We start from the raw sequence: 23,803 nt of genomic DNA, 5'->3' as shown, positions 1-23,803 counted from the left end.
GGCTTTTAGCTTCTGGCTTCTGGCTTCTAGCGTCCGGCCACTTACTGCTTACCGGCGTGCTGACGCATAAAGGCTTTCACCACCGGTGCCACCTCCTGACGGAAGCGACGGCCATTGAAGATGCCGTAGTGCCCCACCCCTGCCACTTCCAGGTGCTGTTTGCGGGCCGCGGGGATATTGCTGCACAGATCCAGCGCGCAAGAGGTCTGGCCGCGGCCGGTAATATCATCCAACTCACCTTCCACGGTCAGCAGAGCAGTATCACGGATCGCACTCAGATCAATGCGCTGGCCGCGGAACTCCATCTCGCCCTTGGGCAGCTGATGCTCCAGAAATACCTTACGGATGGTGTCCAGATAATACAGGCCCGGCATATCCATTACCGCCAGGTATTCGTTGTAAAACTGGCGGTGCGCATCGGCGCTGTCACCATCGCCTTTGATCAGGTCATTGAAAAATTTGAAGTGTTTGTTGAGGTGCGAATCCAGGTTCATCGACATAAAACCCGTGAGCTGGATAAACCCTGGATACACCAGCTGGCGGCGGCCGGCAAAGCCGCGCGGCACACGCTGAATCACATTATCCTCAAACCATTCCAGATCTTTGCCGGAGGCGTAATCGTTGACGCTGGTCGGGCTAATACGGGTATCCACCGGGCCACCCATCAGGGTCATGCTGCGCGGCTGGGCCGGATGATTGTTCCTGGCCATGTAAGCCGCTGCTGCCAGCATCGGCACACAAGGCTGACACACGGCCAGTACGTGAGTATCTGGCCCCAGATGCTCCAGAAACTGAATCAGGTAATCGACATAGTCATCAAAGCGGAATGAGCCGTCGCTGAGCGGCACATCGCGGGCATTGATCCAGTCGGTAATGTATACCTCGTGGTCGGGCATAAATTCCCGCACCGTGCCACGCAGCAGAGTGGCGTAATGGCCGGATAACGGTGCGATCATCAGCACCTTGGGCTGCTGCAAACCGTCTTTCTGCCGCTCAAAATGCAACAGATTGCAGTAGGGCTTATGCACCGCCACCCGGTACTCAATGGCGACGGTTTCGCCGTTAATCGTGGTGGTATCCAGATCCCAGGCCGGCTGCTGATAACAGGCGGTCAGCCGCTCGGTCAGCTCCATACCGGCACGCAGAGTCTGAAACGCCCAGCTGCTGTTCAGCGGGTTCAGCGGCTGGTACATCATCTGCCGGGTTTGACGGGCCATCACGTGCAGTGGCAGCATGGCCTCCATTATCTGGGCGTTCAGTCGGTAAAGCATGGCAAGCTCCTGCAATGTCATTAGTACACGCCGGCCAACAGCATTCGGTTAGCAGGGAATGCATTAGTGTGGCTTTTTTTGGGCCGTTACACACGATTTATAATCGCCCGATATGACCAACCTGTGTCTATCAACCCTGCCATTGACGCCAATCAGGCCGGTACCTGCAACAGATCAATCTTTACAGTGAATTACTACCTAGGTCGCATTCACACAGAGCAGGCCTGCGCCTTTAATGCCGGCCTTTGCCGGTCAGGCAACAATCAACAGCTTGTCAGCGCACACATGGGGTACCTATGCAGCACTACAACATTTACGACATGGGTCTGGATGCCAATCCGGCCAACTACACCGTTCTTTCACCCATCAGCTACATTCAGCGCAGCGCCTTCGTTTATCCGAACCGCGTCGCGCAGATCCACCAGGATACTCAGTACACCTGGGGTGAAACCTACGAGCGCTGCGTAAAGCTGGCCTCAGCACTGAATAAACTGGGTATCAAGAAAGGTGAAACCGTTTCTTTCTTATGCCCGAACATTCCGCCGATGTTTGAAGCCCATTTCGGGGTACCGATGAGCGGTGGCGTGCTGAATGCCATCAACACCCGACTGGACGCCGAAGCCGTTGCCTTTATTCTGCAGCACGCTGAAACCAAGGTACTGTTTGTTGACCGTGAATTCGGTGAAATTGCCGAAAAAGCCCTGAAAATGGTGGCCGTTAAACCCATCGTGATCGGCATTGATGACCAGTATTACCAGGATGGTAAGCTACTGGGCAGCCAGACCTACGAACAACTGCTGGAACAAGCCAGCACCGATTTTGACTGGCAGCTGCCGGGCAACGAGTGGGATGCCATTACCCTGAATTACACCTCAGGCACCACCGGCAACCCCAAAGGCGTGGTGTACCACCACCGTGGCGCCTACCTGAATGCGGTGAACAACATCGTGTCCTGGGACATGGGCAAGCACCCGGTATACCTGTGGATTCTGCCGCAGTTCCATTGCAACGGCTGGTGTTTCCCCTGGACTCTGGCCGCCGCCGCCGGTGTAAGCGTGTCCCTGCGTCACGTGCGCGCCGATGCCATTTACGGTGCCATCAAAGATCACAAAGTGTCGCATTTCTGTGGCGCACCAATTGTACTGAACATGCTAAACAATGCCCCGGCTGACATGAAAGCCGGCATCGAGCATGAGATTAACGCCATGGTAGCGGGTGCTGCACCACCGGCTGCCGTGATTGAAGGCATGGAAGCGATGGGCTTTAAAGTGACCCACGTGTACGGCCTGACCGAAACCTACGGCCCCTGCATTCTGTGTGAATGGCATGAAGCCTGGAACGACAAGAGCGCGCGTGAGCGTGCGGCGCTGAAAGCCCGTCAGGGTGTGAAGTCGTCCATGCAGGAAGACCTGATGGTGGCCGATCCGCAAACCCTGCAGCCGGTTGCGCGCGATGGCGAGACCATCGGTGAAATCTTTATCCGCGGCAACATCGTGATGAAGGGTTACCTGAAAAACCCGACCGCCACCGAAGAAGCCTTCAGCGGCGACTGGTTCCACACCGGTGACTTAGCTGTGTGGCACGAAGACGGTTACATCGAGATCAAAGACCGCTCCAAAGACATTATTATTTCCGGTGGTGAAAACATCTCCTCCATCGAAGTGGAAGACGTGCTCTACCGTCACCCGGATGTCGAAGAAGCGGCCATTGTGGCTAAGCCGGATGATAAGTGGGGTGAAACACCCTGCGCCTTTATCAAGCTGAAAGCCGGTGCCCAGGTAACCGAAAAAGAAATCATCGATTTCTGCCGTGCCAACATGGCGCACTTCAAGATTCCTCGTAACGTGGTATTCGGAGAACTGCCGAAAACCTCCACCGGTAAGATCCAGAAGTTCGTGCTGCGGACGCAAGCGAAAGAAATGTAACACCCTTACCGGCCTGCTCTGCAGGCCGGTGTTCTTTTCGGCCCGCCAATCTGCCACCACTCTCTTTATGCCGCAGCAATGCTCTTGTTGATGGTTGCAGTCACCCGGTGTGGCCGCTAACCTGCTGCCAACCCGAACTGCATTGAGAGGACATCATGCGCACCCCATCCGCCCTGTTTACCGCCAGCCTGCTGGCCCTGATGAGCAGCCCTGCCGTTATGGCAGCCGAGGAAGAAAAATCCGCCTGGAGTGGCTCCGCCGAGTTGGGCAGCATCCGTACGTCGGGCAACACCAGTACCTCCAGCACCACCGGTAAGTTTGAGGTAAAACACACCGGCGCACAGTGGGATTCCCGTCTGCGCCTGACGTCTCTGAACAGTAAAGACGACGGCGAAACCTCGAAAGAGAAATACACCGCCGGAGTGCAGTTTGACCGTAATTTCAGTGAAACAACCTACCTGGCCATTACCGCCGACCAGGAACGCGACCGCTTCAGTGGTTTTAAATATCAGGGCACCGCCGGTTTTGGTTTTGGTTATCGCGCCATCAACACCGACACCATGCACCTGGATCTGGAAGCCGGCCCCGGTTATCGCCGCGACAAAGTCGATGACACCGGCGAAATCCAGGAAGAAGCCATCGGCCGTCTGGCTCTGAAATACCAGTGGACCATCAACGAAGCGGTAAAATTCTTTGAAGAATTTACGGCTGACATGGGTGCCGATAACAATATTTACCGTTCCGAAACCGGCCTGCAAAGCCGCCTTAACGGCAGCCTGGCCATGAACCTGAGCTACAAAATCAAATACGTCGATGAAGTGCCGCTGGGCAGCGACAATAAAGATACCGAGTTCGGAGTCACGCTGGTATACAGCTTCTGATCCACCGGCTCAACGCCCATAAAAAAACCGTGCCAGGCACGGTTTTTTTATGGCATTAGCGCCAGGCTTATTCTGCCTGCTGACGACGGCAGGGCTTCTTCTTTTTGTCATTATCCGACTGCGCCCACTGATACTGGCGTTGTTCCCGCCACTGTTGCCACTGCGCCAGCTGGCCGGCATTCAGCTGCGCCTGCAGCAGTGTTTCGTATTGCTGGCGGGCCGCGCCATGCTGGGCAATATCCAGCGGCCACTGGTATTCATCCTGCAAATTGGTCACCGCCTGCAGCAGTGCATCTTTTTGTTCATCCGGCAGATTCAGCCGATGCGCCAGCTCGCGGGTGTGGCGTAACTGCATCTGCTGATGCTGCGCCCGCATCAGGGTGCGGGCCTTCTCGCGCTGCTGCACATCCAGTACCTGATGCATCTCTTCGCGCATCTTCTGCAAGCCATCGGCGGCACGCATACAACCGCGCATCTGCTCTTTACGCAGAGGCTGATAACGTTCTTCAATGGCTTCCAGCTGCTGCTGCTGAGCGGCACTCAACTGCAACTCCTTAACCCAGTCAATTTCCCGGTGCAGACCTTCAAACGCCCACGCCGCAGCACTGACCCACCAACCGGCCAGCACGAGCGTGAAGATTCTGCCAACTGAGACTAACGACATAATGCGGTTCCACTGACTGCGACAACGCCCTCAGTGTACGGATTCCGGCACAAACTTGTGTCGCCGGTGTGCAAAGTTTTGTCACCCTGCGGCAACGGCAGACGCCCGCCTCGCCGGTCGGGTATCATTAAGGGCGAACTTGAAAAGGACCCGCCATTCTCTGCATTCGCCGCCTTGCTCTACAGCCCGGAAAGACTCGCGCAGAGCTGTGCAGAGTTATTCAGAGGCTCCTTAGCACCGGAACAACGGACACACGCTGTATGAAAACACCTGAAAACCCCACCGCCGACCCGCTGTTTGTGCAGGAAATGCAGGGGGTTACGCCCCTGCAGACCAAAGCCAGGGCTGACCTGCAAAAAAGCACTGCCGATGCTGCCAGCCTGGCCGCACGACGGCAGGCGGCCGCCACCGATAAACCGGCCGAAGTGGTGGCACCACTGGCCACCAGCGATGCACCGCGGGTCGGCCCGCACGATGTGCTGGGCTATAAACGCCCTGGTATTCAGGATGGGGTGTACCGCAAATTACGGCTGGGGCGCTATGAAATTGAAGCGCGGCTGGATCTGCACCGCCGCACCATCGAAGAAGCGCGGCGGGAATTACTGCGCTTTGTGCGCGAATGCATGGAACACGATTTACGCAGCGTGCTGATTTTACCCGGCAAAGGCGACCGCAATCAGAAAGACCCGGCGGTGCTGAAAAGCTTTCTCGCCCACTGGCTGCCAGAGCTGGACGATGTACAGGCGTTTCACACCGCCCAACCCCATCATGGTGGTGCCGGGGCGTTTTATGTATTACTGCGCAAAAGCGAGCGCAAAAAACAGGCCGCGCGGGAGCAATTCAGCAAGGGCCGGCTTTAACCGGCGGCGCGCTGCTGCTCCAGCGTTGTATCCAGCCGCTGCAGGGCGGCCAGCATTTTCTGATGGGTTAATTCGGCCAGTGGTTTTACATCGGCTTCGGTCAGGCCGGCGGTCGGAATCGGTTCCAGATATTCACCCATCACCACGCCCGTATTCCAGCGGCCCAGATCAATGTGTTTGTGCGTACTGCTGAACACAATCGGTACAATCGGTAAGCCCGACTCAATCGCCAACGCAAAGGCACCGGATTTAAACGGCTGCAGCCCTTGGCCGCGACTGCGGGTGCCTTCCGGAAAGATATACACCGAACAACCGCGACGTTTCACAATACGGGCGACCTCGGCCATGGTGTCCCAGGCTTTGGCTTTATTGCGGCGATTGATGAAAATATTTCCCGCCAGCCAGAACGCCAGACCGAACACCGGCACATAGCGCAAACTGCTTTTTCCCAGAATGGCAATATGATCGGGCAGCATGGTCGCGCAGGTAAACACATCCATGGTGTATTGGTGGTTCACCACATAAATAGCCTGCTCCTGGCCCTTAATGGGGCAGTCGTTATTGCGGATAGCCCGTACCCGCAACACCGGCAACGCCCAGCACATCAGCCGCGCGCATTGAGTGGTGTTATTCAGATGCCGGGGCCGTAACACACTGACCAGCATCGTAATAAAACAAACCACTAAAAAATGCAGAGTCAGATACGCTGCACGCAACATATAAAGCATGAATGGAATCCTGTAGTTAATCCGGCTGCGGGGCAGAACCTGCCCGGCGTATTATTTTTTTATTATTGTCTTTATCCGTCATCACGCCGCCGGCAACAAGACCGGCGACGGCCATACATTGTATCGTTCAGCGCAAGAATAACTGGTAGGCCATATTCTGGGTTTCATCCCAGAAGGCATAACCCAGATCATCCAGGCATTGTTGCAGTAACTGGTGTTTGTCTTCCGGTACCTGCAGGCCCACCAGCACCCGGCCGTAGGCAGCGCCGTGATTGCGGTAATGGAACAGCGAAATATTAAATTGCTTACCCAGCTTGCGCAGGAAATTCAGCAACGCACCCGGGCGCTCCGGAAACTCAACGCGGTAGACCTGCTCATCGGTGACGCTGGCCGGCGCATGGCCACCGACCATATGGCGAATATGGTATTTGGCCATTTCGTCATCGGTAATATCCAGTACCGGGTAATGGTCAGCGCGCAACTCATCCAGCAGCGCCTGCCGGGCACCCGGTTCGGCGCCTACTTTAATGCCGACGTAAATCTGCGCCTGCTTATCATCGCCATAACGGTAATTGAATTCGGTAATCGGCCGCTTGCCGATTAAGCTGCAGAAGCGCTGAAAACTGCCCGGCTGTTCCGGAATGGTAACGGCCAGAATGACTTCCCGCCCTTCACCGATTTCCGCCACCTCAGAAATATAACGCAGGCGATCAAAATTGACGTTGGCGCCGCTGAGAATGGCGACCAGGTTCAACCCTTCGCAGCCTTCACGTTCAACGTATTTTTTTACCCCGGCCACGCTCAGGGCGCCGGCGGGCTCACACACGGCGCGGGTGTCATCAAACACATCTTTAATGGCCGCGCAGATTTCATCCGGGGTACAGGTGATCACTTCATCGACATGGTCTTTGCAGATTTCCCAGGTGTTTTTACCGATCTGGGCCACCGCCACACCGTCGGCAAAAATACCGACCTGCGGCAGAATCACCCGCTCACCGGCGGCCAGTGCGGCATGCAACGAAGCCGACTCGGAGCTTTCCACCCCAATTACCCGCACATCCGGCCGCAGCGCCTTAATATAAGCCGCCATGCCAGCCATTAAACCGCCACCACCAACAGGAATAAACACCGCATCCAGCGGACCACTGAGCTGACGCAGCACTTCCATGGCAATGGTGCCCTGGCCGGCGATCACTTCCGGATCATCGTAGGGGTGCACATAAGTCATGCCTTTTTCTTCCACCAGCTTCTGCGAATAGGCAAAGGCATCGTCGAAGGCATCGCCCTGCAACACCACCTTGGCGCCGCGGGCTTTGACTGAACGGACTTTAATATCCGGGGTGGTGCGGGGCATCACGATGGTGGCTTTAATACCCAGCTTCTGGGCGGCCAGCGCTAATCCCTGAGCATGATTGCCGGCCGAAGCCGCCACCACGCCTTTGGCTTTTTCTTCCTCGGTCAGCTGCACCACTTTGTTGTAAGCGCCGCGCAACTTGAACGAATACACCGGCTGCTGATCTTCGCGTTTCACCCAAATCTGATTCCCCAGCCGCTCACTCAGAAAGGGGGCAATGTGCAGCGGCGATTCGATGGCGACATCGTAAACGCGGGCGGCAAGAATCTTTTTCAGGTAATCGTTCAGCATACCGGGAGTCCAGTGAGTACAAAAAAAGCGGCAAATTGCGCAGAAGGACAGGCATTGTAACGCATCAGCGCCTATAATTCGCACATCAAAGCGAGGTTGAATGCCATGACACAAGACGAACTGAAACGCGCCGTCGGCGAAGCCGCTGCCGCTTATATCCGCCCGAAACTCGACAAAGACAGCATCGTCGGTGTTGGTACGGGTTCCACTGCCAATTGTTTTATCGATGCTCTGGCGCAGGATAAATTTTTATTCGCCGGCGCCGTGGCCAGCTCGGAAGCTACCGCGCAGCGCCTGCGCGACCACGGCATTGAAGTGTTCGACCTCAACAACGTTGGTAAGCTCGATTTTTATATCGATGGTGCTGATGAAGTGAACCGCAATCTGGAACTCATCAAAGGCGGCGGTGCGGCGTTGACGCGGGAAAAAATCGTGGCGGCCGTGGCGCGCGAATTTATCTGCATTGCCGATGAAACCAAAATGGTGGAACGCTTAGGCAAATTCCCGCTGCCGGTTGAAGTGATTCCGATGGCGCGCTCCTACGTTGCCCGCGAACTGGTCAAGCTGGGTGGCAACCCGGTTTACCGCGAAGGCGTGGTCACCGATAACGGCGGCCAGATTCTGGATGTTTACGATCTGTTTGTGGATTCTGCCATCGGTATGGAAAACCGCATCAACCATATCACCGGGGTTATCACCAACGGCCTGTTTGCCCGCCGCGCTGCCGATGTGCTGCTGCTCGGTACTCAGAAAGGCGTCCGCACTCTGACCGCGAAGTAAACCGATGACGCAGGGATTGCGCTGGCTGCGGATAACCGCCATCAGTCTTGGCCTTACCGCCGGGCTGCTGGTACTGCTGCTGGCCGCCCTGCCCAGCCTGTTACAACCTGCGCTTAACCATTGGCTGCCAACCCTGCTGGGCAGCACAGAACACCCGGCAACCCTGCACATTGCCCGGCTCAGCTGGAATCGTCTGCACCTTCAGCACCTGCAGCTCAGTCTGGCCGACGGCAGCCAGCTGCAACTGCACAATCTGCACCTGAACTGGCACCCCGCCGAACTGCTGCAAGGCCGGCTGCGTGAATTACAACTGCAGGAAATCCGCCTCAGCCTGCCCGCCCCCAGCGCCGAAAAACTGGCCAAAGCCGCTGCCGCCAATGCCGGCGAACGTGTGCGCGAACAATTCAATCAGGCCATCAGCATTCCGCCCTTCAGCCAGTGGCTGCAACTGCCCCTGCAGCAACTGCGGATAGACCGCATTCTGCTGCAACACCCGGCCGCCAGCGCGACCTTGCAGGCCAGCGTCAACCAACAACAATGGCGCTTACATGGTGACGTACAGCTGACCGGTTTATCTGCACCCTGGCAACTGGAACTGCAGCTGCAAAGCAGTGGCCAATGGTTGCTGTTGCTGGCCGAACAAAGCCAGTTATTGCTGCAACAGTACGGCATGGTTGAACAGGATACCGACCACACCCGCCTGCAACTGGACCAGCGTCTCGAGCTGGCCGCTCTGAGTGAACGCTTACCTCAGCTGGCCGGTTTACCCTTGCCGCTTGGCCAGCTGCTGGCCAAAGCCACGCTACAGCTGCCGAATAACGGCGTGCTGCCACGCGATCTGCAACTGACCAGCGCCTCAACCCTGACCACCATTGCCCGCCCGCTGCATGCAACCGCTCACTGGCAAAGCGGGGAATGGCTGTTATCCGTCACCAAAGAACAACCCGCCAGCGACTGGCTGCTGCACCTGCAGGGTATGCCCCAACAGATCCGCCTGCCGGCCGCCGACCTGCACCTGCAGGCCAGCCAGCAACTGCAGGGCCGCTGCCACGCCGATTTAAGCCACTGCCATCTGCACGGCCAGCTGCAGCAACAACTGCACAACTCAGCCGGTATCAGCGTCGCCAATCTGCAACTGCAACCCGATCTGCACTGGCAACCGGACGGCCTGACCCTGCAGCTGCCGCTGCAGGCACAGTTACAGAATGGTCAGGCGCTACAGGCCGGTCTGCCGCTGCAACAGGCCAGCCTGCAGGGCACGCTCAGTGCGGCACTGGACGCTGCCGGTAACTGGCAGCTGCACAGTGAGCAAGGGCTTACCAGCCAGCTGCAGTTAGCGGCACTACCAGGCTGGCAACTGCCGCCGCTGGCGCTGACCTTACTGCCACAGCTGGCCGCAGAGGGAAATCTGTATGCCACTCAGGTGGGTGAACAACTGCGAGTGGCACCGCTGCGCCTGCAACTGCAGCCCGCCACGCTGCGCCAGCCGGCCAATCGCCACCACGCCACTACCGAATTGCAGCTGCAGGCCAGTACCCTGCAGTGCCGCCCGACCCTGACCCGGCGTGGCTTACTCAGCCGTTGCGAGCTGAGTCTGGCGTTGGGGCCTTCCAGCTTTCAGGGCTGGCCCATTCCGGATGTGCAACTGCAGGGGCCGCTGCAATGGCGCCAGCTGGACAAGCAACCACTGTTAACCGGCCAGCTGCAGCTGCAGGCCGCCCGACAACAACTGCAACTGCGCCTGAACCTGCAGCATGATGTGAGCGCCGGCCGGGGCAACCTGCAATGGCACCTGAACGACACTCCGCTGAACTGGGACAGCCTGAATCTGAGCAGCATGGCCGCGCTGACCAAAATTCAGTTCCTCAGTGGTCATCTGGCCGGCCAGGGCTGGGTCGACTGGCAACAACAGCAGGATGGCTGGCTGGTCACCCCGGATATCAGCCTGCGCGCCGATAACCTCAGCGCCATTTACGACAACAGCGTGGCGCTGGAAGGCTGGAATGCCTTGCTGGCGCTGCGCCGGCCATTTCAGGGCGACTACCTGCTGGATGCCCAGTTCAGTGGCCAGAAACTCAACCCCGGCATCGAGCTGAGCAACCTGCTGGCACGCAGCCAGACCCGTATTCCCGCTGACCTGTCCTGGGCCCAGATAGAAATTTATGAAATGCACACCGACCTGCTGGGCGGCCGTATCCACACCCCGTTAATCCGCTACGACAGCCGCCGTGAGATTAACTCGTTCGGTATTGAAATCAGCCGCATTCAGCTTGGCCAGATCGCGGCGCTGGAACCCGGCTCCGGGGTGCAGGCCAACGGTACCCTGGATGGCCTGCTGCCGATCGTGCTGACCCCGCAAGGGCCGCAGATACCGGCCGGTAATTTATTTGCCCGCGATCCCGGCGGCGTTATCCGCTATCAGAGCCCGGCGGCGGATGCCCTGGGCCAGAGCGACCAGAGCGTTGGGCTGGCCATGCAGATACTGGAAAATTTCCACTACAACCAGCTGCAAACCGGCGTGCTGTATCAACCCGATGGCCAGCTCGACCTGGCGCTGCAGTTTCAGGGTAAAAATCCGGACTTTTTCGGCGGCCAGGCCACCCACTTAAATGTGAACCTGGAATACAACCTGCTCGATTTTCTGGAAAGCCTGCGGGTCACTCAGGATGTCATCACCCGGCTGGAAGAAAAATATCAATAACAGATTGCGCAGACATCCGTCACTTATTGAAGGGCCGTTGCCTTAGCCACACAAATAGGTGCCGGTGCCTACCGCAATTAATACACCGTCTTCATTGTGAAATTCCATCCGCGTCACGGCCACTTTGTTGCCGATACGCAACAGCGTGGCGCTGATGGTAAATTCTTTGCCTTTACCGGGGTGCAGGTAATCCACCCGCATATCGATGGTGCCGAGCTTGGCCAGCTTTTGCGGCCGCTCGCTTTTCGGAATGTCATGCCGGTGCATACGCTGCCAGGTAGCAATCATCGCCATCGCCCCACCACTGACATCCAGCGCCGTGGCAATCACACCGCCGTGCAGAATGCCCTGCAACCAGTTGCCGACCAGATCGTCACGCATGGCCAGGGTAAATTCACAACGCTCGCCACTTAATAATGTTGGCTTCAGCCCCAGTAATTTGTTGAACGGAATCTGATCAAGAAAATTGGTGGCCAGTGTCAGTTCGGTTTTGCTGAATCCTTCGGCCTGCAAGCTCATGGGGTTTACCTGTTGGTGGATTGAAGCCGCATTGTTGCGGTCCCGCCCATTTCGGTAAAGGGCAGAAACGCCCACCAACAGTGGCCTATCTGCCCAGCGGTCACATTTTTGTAACATTACCCGGGCACAGTGCCGGCCAGGCGGCAGCAGCGCCCGGACAGACCAAACTTTGCGTTATATCAGCGCACTTTCGGGCTAGAATGGCCATACTTTCCCTGTTCCCCGCTACCACTGGAGATTCCCTCATGGCTTTCAGCGATGCCCAACGCTTTTTCCCGGAAACCCGCCTGCGCCGGATGCGCCGCGATGATTTTTCCCGTCGCCTGATGCGTGAGACTCAGCTGACCACCGACAGCCTGATTTACCCGATGTTTGTGCTGGAAGGTCATCAGGAGCGCGAAAAAATTGCCTCCATGCCGGGTATCGAGCGCCTGTCCATCGACCTGCTGGTCGCTGAGGTTAAGCATCTGTATAAGCTGGGCATTCCGGCGGTCGCCTTGTTTCCGGTCACCCCACCGGAAGCAAAAACAGAATTTGCCGAAGAAGCCTTTAACCCCAACGGTCTGGCCCAGCGCGCCGTGCGCGCCATTAAAGATGCGGTGCCGGAAATGGGCGTGATTACCGACGTTGCCCTTGACCCCTTCACCACCCACGGCCAGGACGGCATCATCGACCGCGATGGTTATGTGCTGAACGACCGTACGGTAGAAACCCTGGTCAAACAAGCGCTGTCACACGCTGAAGCCGGTGCCGATATTGTTGCACCGTCCGACATGATGGATGGCCGCATTGCCGATATCCGCGCCGCGCTGGAAGAAGACAGCTTCGTGAACACCCGCATCATGGCCTATTCCGCCAAATATGCCTCGGCCTATTACGGCCCGTTCCGCGATGCCGTTGGCTCCGCCGCCAACCTTGGCAAAGCCGACAAGAAAACCTACCAGATGGACCCGGCCAACAGCGACGAAGCGCTGCACGAAGTGGCCCTCGATCTGGCCGAAGGCGCCGACATGGTAATGATCAAACCGGGCATGCCCTACCTGGATATCGTGCGCCGCATTAAAGATGAATTTAAAGCCCCCACCTTTGTGTATCAGGTGAGTGGTGAATACGCCATGCACAAGGCGGCCGCCTTAAACGGCTGGCTGGACGACAACGCGGTGATGCACGAATCCTTACTGTGCATTAAACGCGCCGGTGCCGATGGCATTCTGACTTACTACGCCAAACAATATGCCGAGTGGCTTAATTCTTAAGGACGGTTTATGAGCGACGCGAACAGCGTAGAAAAAATCATCGATGTGAACAGCAGCGAATATTACATTAACCGCGAGCTGTCACACCTGCAGTTTAATATCCGCGTGCTGGAACAAGCGCTGGATGAAACGCATCCGTTACTGGAGCGGCTGTTTTTTCTGTGTATTTTCAGCAAAAACCTCGATGAATTTTACGAAGTCCGCGTCGCTAATTTAACCCGCCAGCTGGCGTTTGCCCGCGAGCAGGCCGGGGCTGATGGCATGCACCCGCAACAGGTGCTGAATGCCATTCATACCCTGTGCAGCACCACCGTGGAACGCCAGTACAGCATTCTGAATGACACCTTAATTCCGGCGCTGGAAAAAGAAAATATTCATTTCCTGCGCCGCGCTGACTGGAGCGAAGAACAGCGGGTGTGGGTACGGGCTTATTTTGACGACAATATTCAGCCACTGATCAGCCCCATCGGGCTGGACCCCTCGCACCCCTTCCCCAGGCTGGTGAATAAATCGCTGAATTTTATTGTCGAGCTGGAGGGTAAAGACGCCTTTGGCCGTGAAACCGGTATGGCCATTATTCCGGCACCGCGCTCTCTGCCGCGCATTATCCGGGTACCGGATGCCCTGACCAGCGGCGGTGATCACTTTATTTTCCTGTCGTCGATGATTCACGAATACGCCGATGAATTATTCCCCGGCATGACGGTAAAAGGCTGTTATCAGTTCCGCGTTACCCGTAATGCTGACCTGGAAATTGACCACGAAGACACTGCCGATTTAGCCTCGGCGCTGGAAGACGAACTGCACTCGCGCAATTTCGGTGACGAAATGCGGCTTGAAGTAGCCGACAACTGCCCTGAAGACATGACGCTGTTTCTGCTGAAAAAATTCGGCCTGGAAAACAACGATTTGTACCGGGTGAATGGTCCGGTGAACCTGGGCCGGTTAATGGAAGTGATCGCTCAGATCAATCGCCCCGATCTGCAATATCCGCCGTTCACGCCAGGGCTGCCCAAGCACATCAATTTCAAGAAAAGTATTTTTGAAAGTATCCGCGATAAAGACACGTTATTGCTGCATCCCTTTGAGTCTTTCACCCCGGTAGTGGATTTACTGCGCGAAGCCGCCAAAGACCCGAACGTGCGCGCTATTAAACAAACCCTGTACCGTACCGGCGCCAAGTCGGAAATCGTCAATGCGCTGGTCGATGCCGCCCGTAATGGCAAAGAAGTAACGGTAGTAATTGAATTGCGCGCGCGCTTCGACGAAGAAGAAAACCTGTATCTGGCCAACCGCCTGCAGGAAGCCGGTGCGGTGGTGGTGTATGGCGTGGTGGGCTATAAAACCCATGCCAAAATGATGCTGATTGTGCGCAAAGAAGGCGACAAATATAAACGCTATGTACATCTGGGTACCGGTAATTATCACGCCGGGAATGCGCGCGCCTATACCGATTACAGTTTCTTAACCTGTGACGATTCCATCGGTGAAGACGTACACAAAGTATTCCAGCAACTCACCGGCATGGGCGAAGCGCTGCGCATTAAAAAACTGTTCCATGCGCCCTTTACCCTGCACAAAAAACTGATCGAAATGGTCGACCGCGAACGCGGCCATGCCGAAGCCGGTAAACCGGCGTTAATCCGCATTAAGGCCAACGGTTTAACCGAACCCAAATTAATCCGGGCGCTGTATAAAGCGGCGCAGGCAGGGGTTAAAGTCGAGCTGATTATCCGGGGTATGTGTTGTCTGCGGCCGGGCATTGCCGGACTGTCGGAGAACATCCGGGTACGCTCCATCGTTGGCCGCTTCCTGGAACACACCCGGGTGTATTACTTCTTCAATAACGGCAAAGACGAAATTTACGCCGGCAGTGCTGACATGATGGAACGCAACCTGCTGCACCGGGTCGAAACCGCCTTCCCGATTGAAAACAACAAACTGAAAGAGCGCATGAAAAACGAGCTGGAAGTGTACATGCAGGACAACTGTCAGGCCTGGGATCTGCAGCCCGATGGCACCTATGTGCGCGCCCAGCCGGGTAAAAACGCTGATATTATCAAGGCCCAGAGCCTGCTGCTGGAAACCCTGGCGGCCAGCTCGTCCTGAGTAATAACGGATGCAGAAAAAACAACGACCGGCCTGGCTGATTCTGATGTGCACGCTGTTAATGGCGTGGGGCAGCCTGTTGTCGGCCGTTACTCCGCTGCATGCATTACCTGCTCATGACGCCGTACCGGCAACACCGGCACACCCGGCAGCGACACCAATTGCTGCCACTGACGAAGATCACGTATTGCCCTGCCACGACAGGGCGGCGGACGCCGCGCCCGACCACCGTTTCACCTCACACTCCGCCACATCCCATGACGACTGCCCCGATTGTGCACAATCCTTGTGTCAGCAGCTGTGCCACTGGCTGACCATGCCGGGACATACCGCTGCGGTAAGCGCCACACCACCGCTGCACGTCTTCGCCCAGTGGTTTATTGATAATCCGCGCCTGGGCCATCCATCTTTGCTGTTACGCCCGCCACAAAATACCTGAGCTGAATCGTTTTATTTTTTCAGTTTCAGGAGATTGTTTATGACCCGATTATTCGTGCGTCTGCCGCTGTTGCTGGCAGGCCTTTTGATGTTTATGCAGGTGCAGGCTGGCACCCCCGCCAAGGTGCGTGAATACCACCTGCACATTGCCGAACAACCGGTGAACATTACCGGCAAAGCATTACCCCGCATTACCGTGAATGGCCAGTTTCCAGCCCCCACGCTGGAATTTGAAGAAGGCGAAGAAGCCGTTATTCACGTTCACAATGACCTGAAAAATCAGGACACGTCTGTGCATTGGCACGGCTTATTATTGCCCGGCTATATGGACGGCGTGCCCGGTTTTAATGGCTTTCCCGGTATTCCGCCGGGAACCCATTTTGAGTATCGCTTTACACTGCGTCAGCACGGCACTTACTGGTATCACGCGCACAGCCGCAGTCAGGAGCAGGACGGTTTATACGGTGCGTTTATTGTGCATCCGGCCGGTCAACAGCCCGTGGCAACGCATGAACGCAGTGAGCGCGATTACGTCGTGATGCTGTCGGATTTTCATGACCTGCCCGGCGAGCAGATCATGAAAAATCTGAAAAAGACCGCCGAATATTATCAGGATCAGCGTGAAACCCTGGCCGATGTGTGGCGCCAGATTCAGCACGATGGCCTGCTGAGCACGCTGCGTGAGCGCGCCGACTGGAATCAGATGCGCATGTTGCGCACCGATCTGGCCGACGTTACCGGCTATACCTTTCTGGTGAATGGCCAGCCTGCCGCCAGCCCCTGGCACGGAGAATTCCGCCCCGGCGACACCGTGCGGCTGCGCTTTATTAACGCCGCTGCCATGTCGTTTTTTGATGTGCGGATTCCCGGTCTGGATATGGTCGTGGTCAGCGCTGATGGTCAGCCGGTAAAACCCGTCACCGTGCAGGAATTCCGCATTGGTACCGCCGAAACGTACGACGTACTGATCCGCCCCCGCAACGACCGTTATGCGCTGGAAGCGGAATCCATTGACCGCAGTGGCTTTGCTCTCGCGTTATTAAGTAATGGTAAAGAACCGGCTGCACCGATTGCCGAGCCGCAAGCCCGACCGCGCGCCTTACTGACCATGGCCGATATGGGGCACGAAGAACATAGCGGTCACGATATGGCGACGATGAATCATGCTGCACATAACGACCATCACCATGATGAACACGCTCACCACCGCATGGCGGCGAAGCAGGATGAACACGCCGGTCATCACCCGCATCAGGGTCATGACATACCAGTATCAGGCTGGGCTGATGCCGCCACGCCGGACGGCCATAAAATGCTGCAGTATCACGATTTACAATCGCTGCTGCCACAACCGGATCAACGACCACCGGCACGCGATCTGGTGATTAACCTGGGTGGCAGCATGGAGCGCTACATCTGGACATTAAATGGTAAAAAATTCACCGAGGCCGAACCCTGGCAACTGCAATTCGGTGAGCGTGTACGCCTGACCTTTGTGAACAACAGCATGATGGCGCACCCCATGCACCTGCACGGTATGTTTATGCAACTGGAAAACGGTGCCGATGCCGCATTATTGCCGAATAAACACACCATTATTGTGCCACCAGGACAAACCGTCAGCGCACTGTTAACGGCCAATGAGCCGGGCGAGTGGGCTATTCATTGTCATCTGCTGTACCACATGAGTTCCGGCATGATGAACAAAGTGGTGGTGGCTCAGGTGAGTGAGGAGAACCCGACTGAACATGCCGATCATCATCACGGCCATCATCAGAAACCCGTGACATCCGCAGCGCCTCTCATAAATCCGTCACCTGCGCATGGCCGTGAACACGGTAATCAGATTTTCCACAGCACGCTGGCCGATCTCGGTCTGTATCAGAATGAGCACCATGACGACAGCTGGCAGGGAGAAATTGAAAGCCGTATCGGCACCGATGAAAACCGGCTGTTTATCAAGGCGCATGGCCATCAAGAAGCCGGTCACGATGCGAATTACGACGCCCTGCTGCTGTATAGCCGCATGCACAGCGAATTCTGGGATATTCAGCTGGGTATCGGCTATCAGGAGCGTGAACTATTGCAGCAGGAAGCGGCCATTATCGGCGTGCACGGACTGGCGCCCGGTTTTATCGAAACCGATCTGCACCTGTGGCTGCACCCCGACCGCCAGGCCATCACACTGGAAGCTGAGCGTGATTTACTGCTGACGCAGCGCTGGATTACCCAGCCCTATGTGGATGCGGAATATGTACTGAATAACGAACGGGATGAGCTGCGTAATGGTCTGAGCGAACTGCGTATCGGGTTAGAAACCCGTTATGAAATCAGCAAACGCATACGGCCCTTTGTGGATATTGCCTGGACGCATGAGCACGAAGCCAGCAACACCAAAGCCGAACAGCAATGGCAGGCCGGTCTGGGTTTAACGCTGTTATTCTGATCGAACAACCCGGCGGTGCTGACCGTCAGCTTACCAGTAATACCAACCCGGCCTGCTTCTGCAGTTTAATTTCATCCTGCAGATCACGGGCCGTTAACGGATGCTCTGCCAGCCAACCGGCGGGCAGAGTCAGCTGTAATGTGTCGCCATCCACCTGTAATTGCGGTACCGGCAACGCATGGGCACCACGACTGTGGTTCAGCACCACCGCCAGCCGCAACAGGCGCGCCACGCGCAGCAGCGGCGGCCGTACCGGTTCGGGTAAACCGGCAAAGTATTCCGGCAGAATTTTGCGCCGGTGGCTGCGCACCAGCGCCGCCAGCTTGGCCTGCCCCTGCTTGGTAAAGCCCAGTAAGTCGGCGTGCTCCAGTAAATAACCGCCGTGCTTATGAAAGCCGCTGTGAGCAATGCTCAGACCAATTTCATGCAGGCGGGCGGCGCGTTTCAGCCACTCGCCCCAGTTCTGATCCAGCTGCCAGTCGTGGCGTACCTGCTGAAATAACTGCAACGCCATCTCTTCCACACGCTGTGCCTGCGCGGTATCGGTGTGAAAGCGCTCAGACAATGCCTGCAGGGTACGCTCGCGCACATTTTCATGGCCGGAACGGCCGACCAGATCCCATAACGCGCCTTCCCGCAGCGCGCCGTCGGAATACTGCATCCGCGACAATTTCAGGGTTTGGAAGACCGCCTGCAAAATGGCTAAGCCACCAATAAACACCTGGCGCCGCTCCGGTTTGACACCGGGCAGACTGACCTCATCGACATGGGCGTAACTGAGCATTTGCCGGGTCAGTTTTTCCAATCCGGCGGCACTGATGCCTTCGGTTTCCCAGCCATTTTCGAGCAAGGCCTGCTCCACCGCACGGATGGTGCCGGAAGAACCGACCACCTGATGCCAGCCCAGCTGCTGATACTGCTGCTGAATCGCCTGCAGTTCCTGGCTGGCGGCGGCGACCGCCTCGTTAAACCGGGATTCGGTAATAACGCCATCGGGAAAAAACTGTTTCGTATAGGAAACACAGCCCATGTGCAGGCTTTCCAGCGCCAATGGCTCGAAGCGTTCGCCGATAATAAATTCGGTACTGCCGCCGCCGATATCCACCACCAACCGTTTGCCGGCATCATCGGCCTGGGTATGCGCCACGCCAAGATAAATCAGCCGCGCCTCTTCACGGCCGGCAATCACTTCGATGGGATAGCCCAATATTTGCCCGGCACGGTCAATAAATTGCTGCCGGTTACGCGCGGCGCGCAAGGCATTGGTGGCCAATACGCTGACCCGGCTGCCGTCCATACCCTGCAGAAACTGCGAGAACTCGCGCAAACAATCCAGCCCGCGTTGCTGGGCTTCTTCCGATAATATCCCCTGTTCATCCAGACCAGCCGCCAGCTGCACCTTCTGGCCACGTTTTTCCAGCACCCGGAATTCGCCCTGAAACTCCCGCGCCAGCACCATGTGAAAACTGTTGGAGCCCAGGTCTACCGCAGCAATCAAATCACTGCCGGCGTTGGTTGCATCACTCATAAACATTCTTCCTGCACACCGCTGCAGACAAAGGCTGAACTATGCAACCAGCCGGCGGTGACGTCCAGCACCGGATTGCACATTGATTCCGGCTCGTGTCGGCGTACAATGCAAGCCATCTTTCCGTAATTTTTCCACAGGGGAAACACATGAGCGATAACATCCTGACCGTATCCGACGACTCCTTTGACGCCGACGTACTGGGTTCCGACCTGCCGGTGCTGGTGGATTTCTGGGCTGAGTGGTGTGGTCCGTGCAAAATGATTGCTCCGGTACTGGAAGAAGTGGCGGCTGAATACGCCGGCAAACTGAAAGTGGCCAAGCTGAATATTGACCAGAACGAAGCCACTGCGCCGAAGTTCAACATCCGCTCTATCCCGACCCTGATTCTGTTCAAAAACGGTCAGCCGGAAGCCACCAAAATTGGTGCCATGAGCAAATCTGAACTGACCGCCTTTATCGAACAAGCCCTGTAAGAGCGCTTCCGACCAAGGTTGCAGACTGAACAAAAAAGGCGCCAACAGGCGCCTTTTTTGTGGACACCCGCCCGGGAATGCGTCTATAGTTTGCCAACGCTCGGGGTCCCCGGGTCGCCCTCTCTTGATCAAGCATCAAACTCCCTTCAATAACTGCAATAAATCCAACCCTTTATGAATCTTTCTGATCTGAAACTTAAGTCCGTTCCTGAGCTCCTGGATATTGCCAAGGAGATGAACCTCGAGAACGTCAGCCGCACCCGTAAACAAGACATCATCTTCGCCATTCTGAAACACCATGCCAAAAGCGGCGAAGATATTTACGGTGATGGTGTGCTGGAAATTCTGCAGGATGGTTTTGGTTTCCTGCGCAGCTCTAACAGTTCTTACCTCGCCGGCCCTGACGATATCTATGTATCCCCCAGTCAGATCCGCCGCTTTAACCTGCGCAAGGGCGATGAAGTCAGCGGTAAAATCCGCCCGCCCAAAGAAGGCGAACGCTATTTTGCCCTGCTGAAAGTTAACGAAATTAACGGCGACAAGCCGGAAAGCACCAAAAACAAAGTTCTGTTTGAAAACCTTACCCCGCTGTTCCCGAACGAGCGCCTGGTGCTGGAACTGGGTAACGGCTCTACCGAAGACCTTTCCTCCCGCGTTCTCGATCTGATTGCTCCCATTGGTAAAGGCCAGCGCGGCCTGATTGTGGCACCGCCGAAAGCCGGTAAAACCATGCTGCTGCAGACCATTGCGCAGTCGATTGCCCGCAACAACCCGGAATGTGACCTGATCGTACTGCTGATCGATGAGCGTCCGGAAGAAGTAACCGAAATGAAGCGCTCGGTGCGTGGTGAAGTGGTCGCTTCCACCTTCGACGAACCGCCGTCACGGCACGTGCAGGTTGCCGAAATGGTCATCGAAAAAGCCAAGCGTCTGGTCGAACACAAACGCGACGTGGTGATTCTGCTCGACTCCATCACCCGTCTGGCCCGTGCCTACAACACCGTGGTGCCGTCCTCCGGCAAAGTCTTAACCGGTGGTGTGGATGCCAACGCGCTGGAAAAACCCAAGCGCTTCTTTGGTGCCGCCCGTAATCTGGAAGAAGGTGGCTCCTTAACCATCATCGCCACCACCCTGGTGGATACCGGCTCGAAGATGGACGAAGTGATTTACGAAGAGTTCAAAGGTACCGGTAACCAGGAACTGCACCTCGACCGCAAGATCGCCGAGAAACGTATTTACCCGGCCATCAACATCCGTCGTTCCGGCACCCGTCGTGAAGACATGATGTACGACGAACAGGCGCTGCAGCGTCTGTGGATTCTGCGGCGTCTGCTGTCGGAAATGGAAGATGTGCAGGCCATCGAGTTCCTGCTCGATAAGCTGCGTCAGACCAAAACCAATGACGACTTCTTCGACTCCATGCGCGGCGGCCCGGGTAAGTAATACCGGCCACGCACAAAAAAGCCGTCCTTGTGACGGCTTTTTTTATGGTGCTCATTTACCGGTGCGGCCCACTGGCCGGCACCAGGACAAGCTCAGGACTTACCCAACTGCTGCCGCACCGCCTGCAACCAGTCCTGCAACAGCGGCTCGCGCCAGGCACTGGCCAGCTTCTGCAGCTCATGATTGGGAGTGCTGCGGTAGGTGTACAGCAAAAACTCCAGCGCATCCCGGCGCACCGTATCCTGCCAGTTTTCCGAAGGCTTCCAGCTGCGCAACACGGCCTGCAGCTCCGGGTAGACGGCGGCCCGGGTCTGGATCAGAAAACCGGAAAACAGCATCGCGGCATCCAGTTCCTGAATCATCCGCAGACGCTCTGCCGCCGGCTGCTGCTGGCGCAGCCGGGCAATGTAATCCTGATACGCAGGGCTGTCTTGCTGCTGCACCGCGCTTTGTTCCTTGCTGCGCGCCTGCAGTATCACCCGGCTGTTTAATGTGCTCAGCAATTGCTGGCGCTGCGCCTCATCGTAGCCCTGCAACAGCGCACTCAGGCGGTGCTGCAGCTGCTCCGGCGCCCATACCGGGGCAATGCGGTCCACGACATCGTACTGCTGCCCTAACGGTGCGTTGGTATCGTTAAGAATCTGCTGGGCAACATGGCGGGCCTGAATGCCCAGCCCGGTCAGCCCGCTCATATCAATAATGGCCAGCAGCTGTTCCTGCTGGCGTACCTGCTCGGCATCCGGCAGCACGGCGGCAGCGCCGTCGGGCAACAATGCCGGCGCGTCAACGGCCACGGCAGATAAGGAAAAACACAGGCTAAGCGCCAGCAACAGCCAATAAGGGCGCAGGGTCATGCGTCAGATTCTCCGGCTTTCAGATCAGAATAAAGAGGTTCGTTCAATGCTTGTTCGCTGCGACCAACGATCACACTCACCAGGGCATCCCCGGTGACGTTGACGGCGGTGCGCAGCATATCCAGCAAGCGATCGACGCCTATGATCAGGGCGATTCCCTCCGGAGGCAAGCCGACCTGCTGCAATACCATCGCCAGGGTAACCAAACCGACCCCGGGCACCCCGGCGGTACCGATGGACGCCAGGGTAGCGGTGAGGATAACCAGCAGATAGTCGGTAAAGGTCAGCTCCAGTCCGAACGCCTGGGCAATAAAGGCGGTGGCCACGCCCTGCATAATGGCGGTGCCGTCCATATTGATGGTGGCGCCGAGCGGAATCACAAAAGCGGCCACGCGGTTATCCACCCCCAGCCGTTGCTCGGCATTACGCAGGTTTACCGGAATGGTGGCACTGCTGGTGGCGGTACTGAAGGCAAACATCTGCACGGTGCGCATTTTGCGCAGAAAGGGCCAGGGCGACAGACCCGTAAAGGTTTTCAGCAGCAAAGGGTAAACCACCAGCGCCTGCACCAGCAGGGCGGCGATGACGGTGAGCATGTACAGCAGCAGATCACCCACCGTGCCCAACCCCTGACGGGCAAACAGGTTAAACAGCAGGCAGAACACCCCATAAGGGGCGACCTTCATCAGCAGCGACACCAGCGTCATCAGCACCGCATCCCAATCACGGAAATGCGCCGCCAGCCGTTGGCCGGCCTCACCGCTGCGGCCGATGGCCAGCCCGATCAGTAACGCAAAAACGATAATCTGCAGCATATTGCCGCTGCTCATGGCCGCCACCGGGTTGGTGGGGAAAATGCCGATCAGCACATCCAGTAAAGGCGTTGCCGGCGGCGGGCTGTAACTGGCCGGGGTATCCAGATTCACCCCACTGCCCGGTTGCAGCACGGTGGCCAACAACAGCGCCAGACTGATCGCCAGTGCCGTGGTGGCCAGATACAGCAACAGGGTTTTCAGGCCCATACGGCCTAAGGTGCTCTGATCCTGCAACTGGCTGACGCCGCAAATCAGCGACACCAGCACCAGCGGCACCACCAGCAACTTCAGACTGGCGAGAAATATCTGCCCACCCAATTCAATCAGGCCGGTGCTGAGCAGGTCGTTCAGCAGCCAGTGCAGTGCGTCCGGCAAACCGGGTAATTGCAGCAGGGTACGGGTCAGGCTGCCCAGTAACAGGGCAGCCAGCATGGCGATCAGAATCTGGCGCGTCAGCGTCATAA

19 protein-coding genes are annotated in these 23,803 nt (G+C 56.9%); 11 read left to right on the top strand and 8 right to left on the bottom strand.

Annotated features, from left to right (window positions below; all coding sequences use genetic code 11):
- Positions 1-41: 41 nt before the first annotated feature.
- On the bottom strand, positions 42-1,271 hold the full coding sequence (locus tag GJQ55_RS00705) for a polyhydroxyalkanoate depolymerase (protein ID WP_228345595.1): 1,230 nt from the start codon (positions 1,269-1,271) through the stop codon (positions 42-44).
- A gap of 296 nt (positions 1,272-1,567) precedes the next feature.
- Here GJQ55_RS00705 and GJQ55_RS00700 point away from each other — a divergent pair, with 296 nt between their 5' ends.
- Positions 1,568-3,196 (top strand): acyl-CoA synthetase, encoded by a 1,629-nt coding sequence (locus tag GJQ55_RS00700; RefSeq protein ID WP_228345594.1) that lies wholly within the window; start codon positions 1,568-1,570, stop codon positions 3,194-3,196.
- Between the two features lie 155 nt (positions 3,197-3,351).
- Entirely contained in the window at positions 3,352-4,077 is a 726-nt protein-coding gene (locus tag GJQ55_RS00695) for a DUF481 domain-containing protein (RefSeq protein WP_228345593.1), read from the top strand.
- A 67-nt stretch (positions 4,078-4,144) separates the two neighbouring features.
- Here the strand turns inward: GJQ55_RS00695 and GJQ55_RS00690 are convergent, their stop codons facing one another.
- Entirely contained in the window at positions 4,145-4,741 is a 597-nt protein-coding gene (locus GJQ55_RS00690; RefSeq protein ID WP_228345592.1) for a hypothetical protein, read from the bottom strand.
- Positions 4,742-5,001: 260 nt separating this feature from the next.
- On the opposite strand from GJQ55_RS00690, the gene smrA reads away from it, so the two are divergent.
- On the top strand, positions 5,002-5,601 hold the full coding sequence (smrA, locus tag GJQ55_RS00685; protein WP_228345591.1) for a DNA endonuclease SmrA: 600 nt from the start codon (positions 5,002-5,004) through the stop codon (positions 5,599-5,601).
- Here the strand turns inward: smrA and GJQ55_RS00680 are convergent.
- Positions 5,598-6,329, bottom strand: coding sequence for a lysophospholipid acyltransferase family protein (locus GJQ55_RS00680; RefSeq protein WP_228345590.1), 732 nt, complete (start codon positions 6,327-6,329; stop codon positions 5,598-5,600). The two genes, smrA and GJQ55_RS00680, sit on opposite strands and share 4 nt — an antisense overlap.
- Positions 6,330-6,456: 127 nt before the next feature.
- Positions 6,457-7,974 carry a threonine ammonia-lyase, biosynthetic gene (ilvA, locus tag GJQ55_RS00675; protein ID WP_228345589.1) on the bottom strand — a complete coding sequence of 506 codons (1,518 nt, stop codon included), beginning with the start codon at positions 7,972-7,974 and terminating at the stop codon, positions 6,457-6,459.
- Between the two features lie 105 nt (positions 7,975-8,079).
- On the opposite strand from ilvA, the gene rpiA reads away from it, so the two are divergent.
- Both rpiA and GJQ55_RS00665 read left to right on the top strand, forming a co-directional pair.
- Complete coding sequence (gene rpiA / locus GJQ55_RS00670) at positions 8,080-8,754, top strand: ribose-5-phosphate isomerase RpiA (protein ID WP_228345588.1); 675 nt, start codon at positions 8,080-8,082, stop codon at positions 8,752-8,754.
- A gap of 4 nt (positions 8,755-8,758) precedes the next feature.
- Positions 8,759-11,455: an intermembrane phospholipid transport YdbH family protein gene (locus GJQ55_RS00665; protein WP_228345587.1), complete on the top strand. Its 2,697-nt coding sequence runs from the start codon at positions 8,759-8,761 to the stop codon at positions 11,453-11,455.
- 42 nt (positions 11,456-11,497) lie between these two features.
- On the opposite strand, the gene GJQ55_RS00660 is transcribed toward GJQ55_RS00665, so the two are convergent.
- Positions 11,498-11,974 carry a thioesterase family protein gene (locus GJQ55_RS00660; protein WP_228345586.1) on the bottom strand — a complete coding sequence of 159 codons (477 nt, stop codon included), beginning with the start codon at positions 11,972-11,974 and terminating at the stop codon, positions 11,498-11,500.
- Between the two features lie 245 nt (positions 11,975-12,219).
- On the opposite strand from GJQ55_RS00660, the gene hemB reads away from it, so the two are divergent.
- From hemB to GJQ55_RS00640, 4 genes are read left to right on the top strand one after another with little or no spacing between them, the layout of a single operon-like run.
- Entirely contained in the window at positions 12,220-13,230 is a 1,011-nt protein-coding gene (gene hemB, locus GJQ55_RS00655) for a porphobilinogen synthase (protein ID WP_228345585.1), read from the top strand.
- 9 nt (positions 13,231-13,239) lie between these two features.
- Positions 13,240-15,339, top strand: coding sequence for a polyphosphate kinase 1 (gene ppk1, locus GJQ55_RS00650; protein WP_228345584.1), 2,100 nt, complete (start codon positions 13,240-13,242; stop codon positions 15,337-15,339).
- Positions 15,340-15,349: 10 nt separating this feature from the next.
- The gene (locus GJQ55_RS00645; RefSeq protein ID WP_228345583.1) at positions 15,350-15,778 is read left to right on the top strand and encodes a hypothetical protein; all 429 of its coding nucleotides are present in this window, start codon (positions 15,350-15,352) and stop codon (positions 15,776-15,778) included.
- A 39-nt stretch (positions 15,779-15,817) separates the two neighbouring features.
- A complete protein-coding gene (locus GJQ55_RS00640) occupies positions 15,818-18,223 on the top strand; it encodes a copper resistance system multicopper oxidase (RefSeq protein WP_228345582.1) in 2,406 nt (801 codons plus the stop codon).
- Positions 18,224-18,248: 25 nt separating this feature from the next.
- Here the strand turns inward: GJQ55_RS00640 and ppx are convergent, their stop codons facing one another.
- Positions 18,249-19,751 carry an exopolyphosphatase gene (gene ppx, locus GJQ55_RS00635; protein ID WP_338147397.1) on the bottom strand — a complete coding sequence of 501 codons (1,503 nt, stop codon included), beginning with the start codon at positions 19,749-19,751 and terminating at the stop codon, positions 18,249-18,251.
- 149 nt (positions 19,752-19,900) lie between these two features.
- Here ppx and trxA point away from each other — a divergent pair, with 149 nt between their 5' ends.
- Positions 19,901-20,227: a thioredoxin TrxA gene (gene trxA / locus GJQ55_RS00630; RefSeq protein WP_228345580.1), complete on the top strand. Its 327-nt coding sequence runs from the start codon at positions 19,901-19,903 to the stop codon at positions 20,225-20,227.
- Positions 20,228-20,401: 174 nt separating this feature from the next.
- Positions 20,402-21,670: a transcription termination factor Rho gene (gene rho / locus GJQ55_RS00625; RefSeq protein WP_228345579.1), complete on the top strand. Its 1,269-nt coding sequence runs from the start codon at positions 20,402-20,404 to the stop codon at positions 21,668-21,670.
- Positions 21,671-21,762: 92 nt separating this feature from the next.
- Here the strand turns inward: rho and GJQ55_RS00620 are convergent, their stop codons facing one another.
- Both GJQ55_RS00620 and GJQ55_RS00615 read right to left on the bottom strand, forming a co-directional pair.
- Positions 21,763-22,524: a hypothetical protein gene (locus GJQ55_RS00620; protein WP_228345578.1), complete on the bottom strand. Its 762-nt coding sequence runs from the start codon at positions 22,522-22,524 to the stop codon at positions 21,763-21,765.
- Positions 22,521-23,801 carry a dicarboxylate/amino acid:cation symporter gene (locus tag GJQ55_RS00615; protein ID WP_228345577.1) on the bottom strand — a complete coding sequence of 427 codons (1,281 nt, stop codon included), beginning with the start codon at positions 23,799-23,801 and terminating at the stop codon, positions 22,521-22,523. The genes GJQ55_RS00620 and GJQ55_RS00615 overlap by 4 nt, the downstream gene beginning before the upstream one ends.
- Positions 23,802-23,803 lie beyond the last annotated feature (2 nt).

Origin of the sequence: Venatoribacter cucullus, from assembly GCF_016132445.1 — a bacterium.
In the GTDB taxonomy this organism is placed as follows: Bacteria; Pseudomonadota; Gammaproteobacteria; order Pseudomonadales; family Oceanobacteraceae; genus Venatoribacter; species Venatoribacter cucullus.
This window is presented reverse-complemented; position numbering and strand designations above follow the sequence as displayed.

What these genes read in the sequence shown, in the direction of transcription:
- GJQ55_RS00705 (WP_228345595.1), bottom strand. Translation starts at nt 1,271, where the DNA reads ATGCTTTACCGACTGAACGCCCAGATAATGGAGGCCATGCTGCCACTG.
- GJQ55_RS00700 (WP_228345594.1), top strand. Translation starts at nt 1,568, where the DNA reads ATGCAGCACTACAACATTTACGACATGGGTCTGGATGCCAATCCGGCC.
- GJQ55_RS00695 (WP_228345593.1), top strand. Translation starts at nt 3,352, where the DNA reads ATGCGCACCCCATCCGCCCTGTTTACCGCCAGCCTGCTGGCCCTGATG.
- GJQ55_RS00690 (WP_228345592.1), bottom strand. Translation starts at nt 4,741, where the DNA reads ATGTCGTTAGTCTCAGTTGGCAGAATCTTCACGCTCGTGCTGGCCGGT.
- smrA (WP_228345591.1), top strand. Translation starts at nt 5,002, where the DNA reads ATGAAAACACCTGAAAACCCCACCGCCGACCCGCTGTTTGTGCAGGAA.
- GJQ55_RS00680 (WP_228345590.1), bottom strand. Translation starts at nt 6,329, where the DNA reads ATGCTTTATATGTTGCGTGCAGCGTATCTGACTCTGCATTTTTTAGTG.
- ilvA (WP_228345589.1), bottom strand. Translation starts at nt 7,974, where the DNA reads ATGCTGAACGATTACCTGAAAAAGATTCTTGCCGCCCGCGTTTACGAT.
- rpiA (WP_228345588.1), top strand. Translation starts at nt 8,080, where the DNA reads ATGACACAAGACGAACTGAAACGCGCCGTCGGCGAAGCCGCTGCCGCT.
- GJQ55_RS00665 (WP_228345587.1), top strand. Translation starts at nt 8,759, where the DNA reads ATGACGCAGGGATTGCGCTGGCTGCGGATAACCGCCATCAGTCTTGGC.
- GJQ55_RS00660 (WP_228345586.1), bottom strand. Translation starts at nt 11,974, where the DNA reads ATGAGCTTGCAGGCCGAAGGATTCAGCAAAACCGAACTGACACTGGCC.
- hemB (WP_228345585.1), top strand. Translation starts at nt 12,220, where the DNA reads ATGGCTTTCAGCGATGCCCAACGCTTTTTCCCGGAAACCCGCCTGCGC.
- ppk1 (WP_228345584.1), top strand. Translation starts at nt 13,240, where the DNA reads ATGAGCGACGCGAACAGCGTAGAAAAAATCATCGATGTGAACAGCAGC.
- GJQ55_RS00645 (WP_228345583.1), top strand. Translation starts at nt 15,350, where the DNA reads ATGCAGAAAAAACAACGACCGGCCTGGCTGATTCTGATGTGCACGCTG.
- GJQ55_RS00640 (WP_228345582.1), top strand. Translation starts at nt 15,818, where the DNA reads ATGACCCGATTATTCGTGCGTCTGCCGCTGTTGCTGGCAGGCCTTTTG.
- ppx (WP_338147397.1), bottom strand. Translation starts at nt 19,751, where the DNA reads ATGAGTGATGCAACCAACGCCGGCAGTGATTTGATTGCTGCGGTAGAC.
- trxA (WP_228345580.1), top strand. Translation starts at nt 19,901, where the DNA reads ATGAGCGATAACATCCTGACCGTATCCGACGACTCCTTTGACGCCGAC.
- rho (WP_228345579.1), top strand. Translation starts at nt 20,402, where the DNA reads ATGAATCTTTCTGATCTGAAACTTAAGTCCGTTCCTGAGCTCCTGGAT.
- GJQ55_RS00620 (WP_228345578.1), bottom strand. Translation starts at nt 22,524, where the DNA reads ATGACCCTGCGCCCTTATTGGCTGTTGCTGGCGCTTAGCCTGTGTTTT.
- GJQ55_RS00615 (WP_228345577.1), bottom strand. Translation starts at nt 23,801, where the DNA reads ATGACGCTGACGCGCCAGATTCTGATCGCCATGCTGGCTGCCCTGTTA.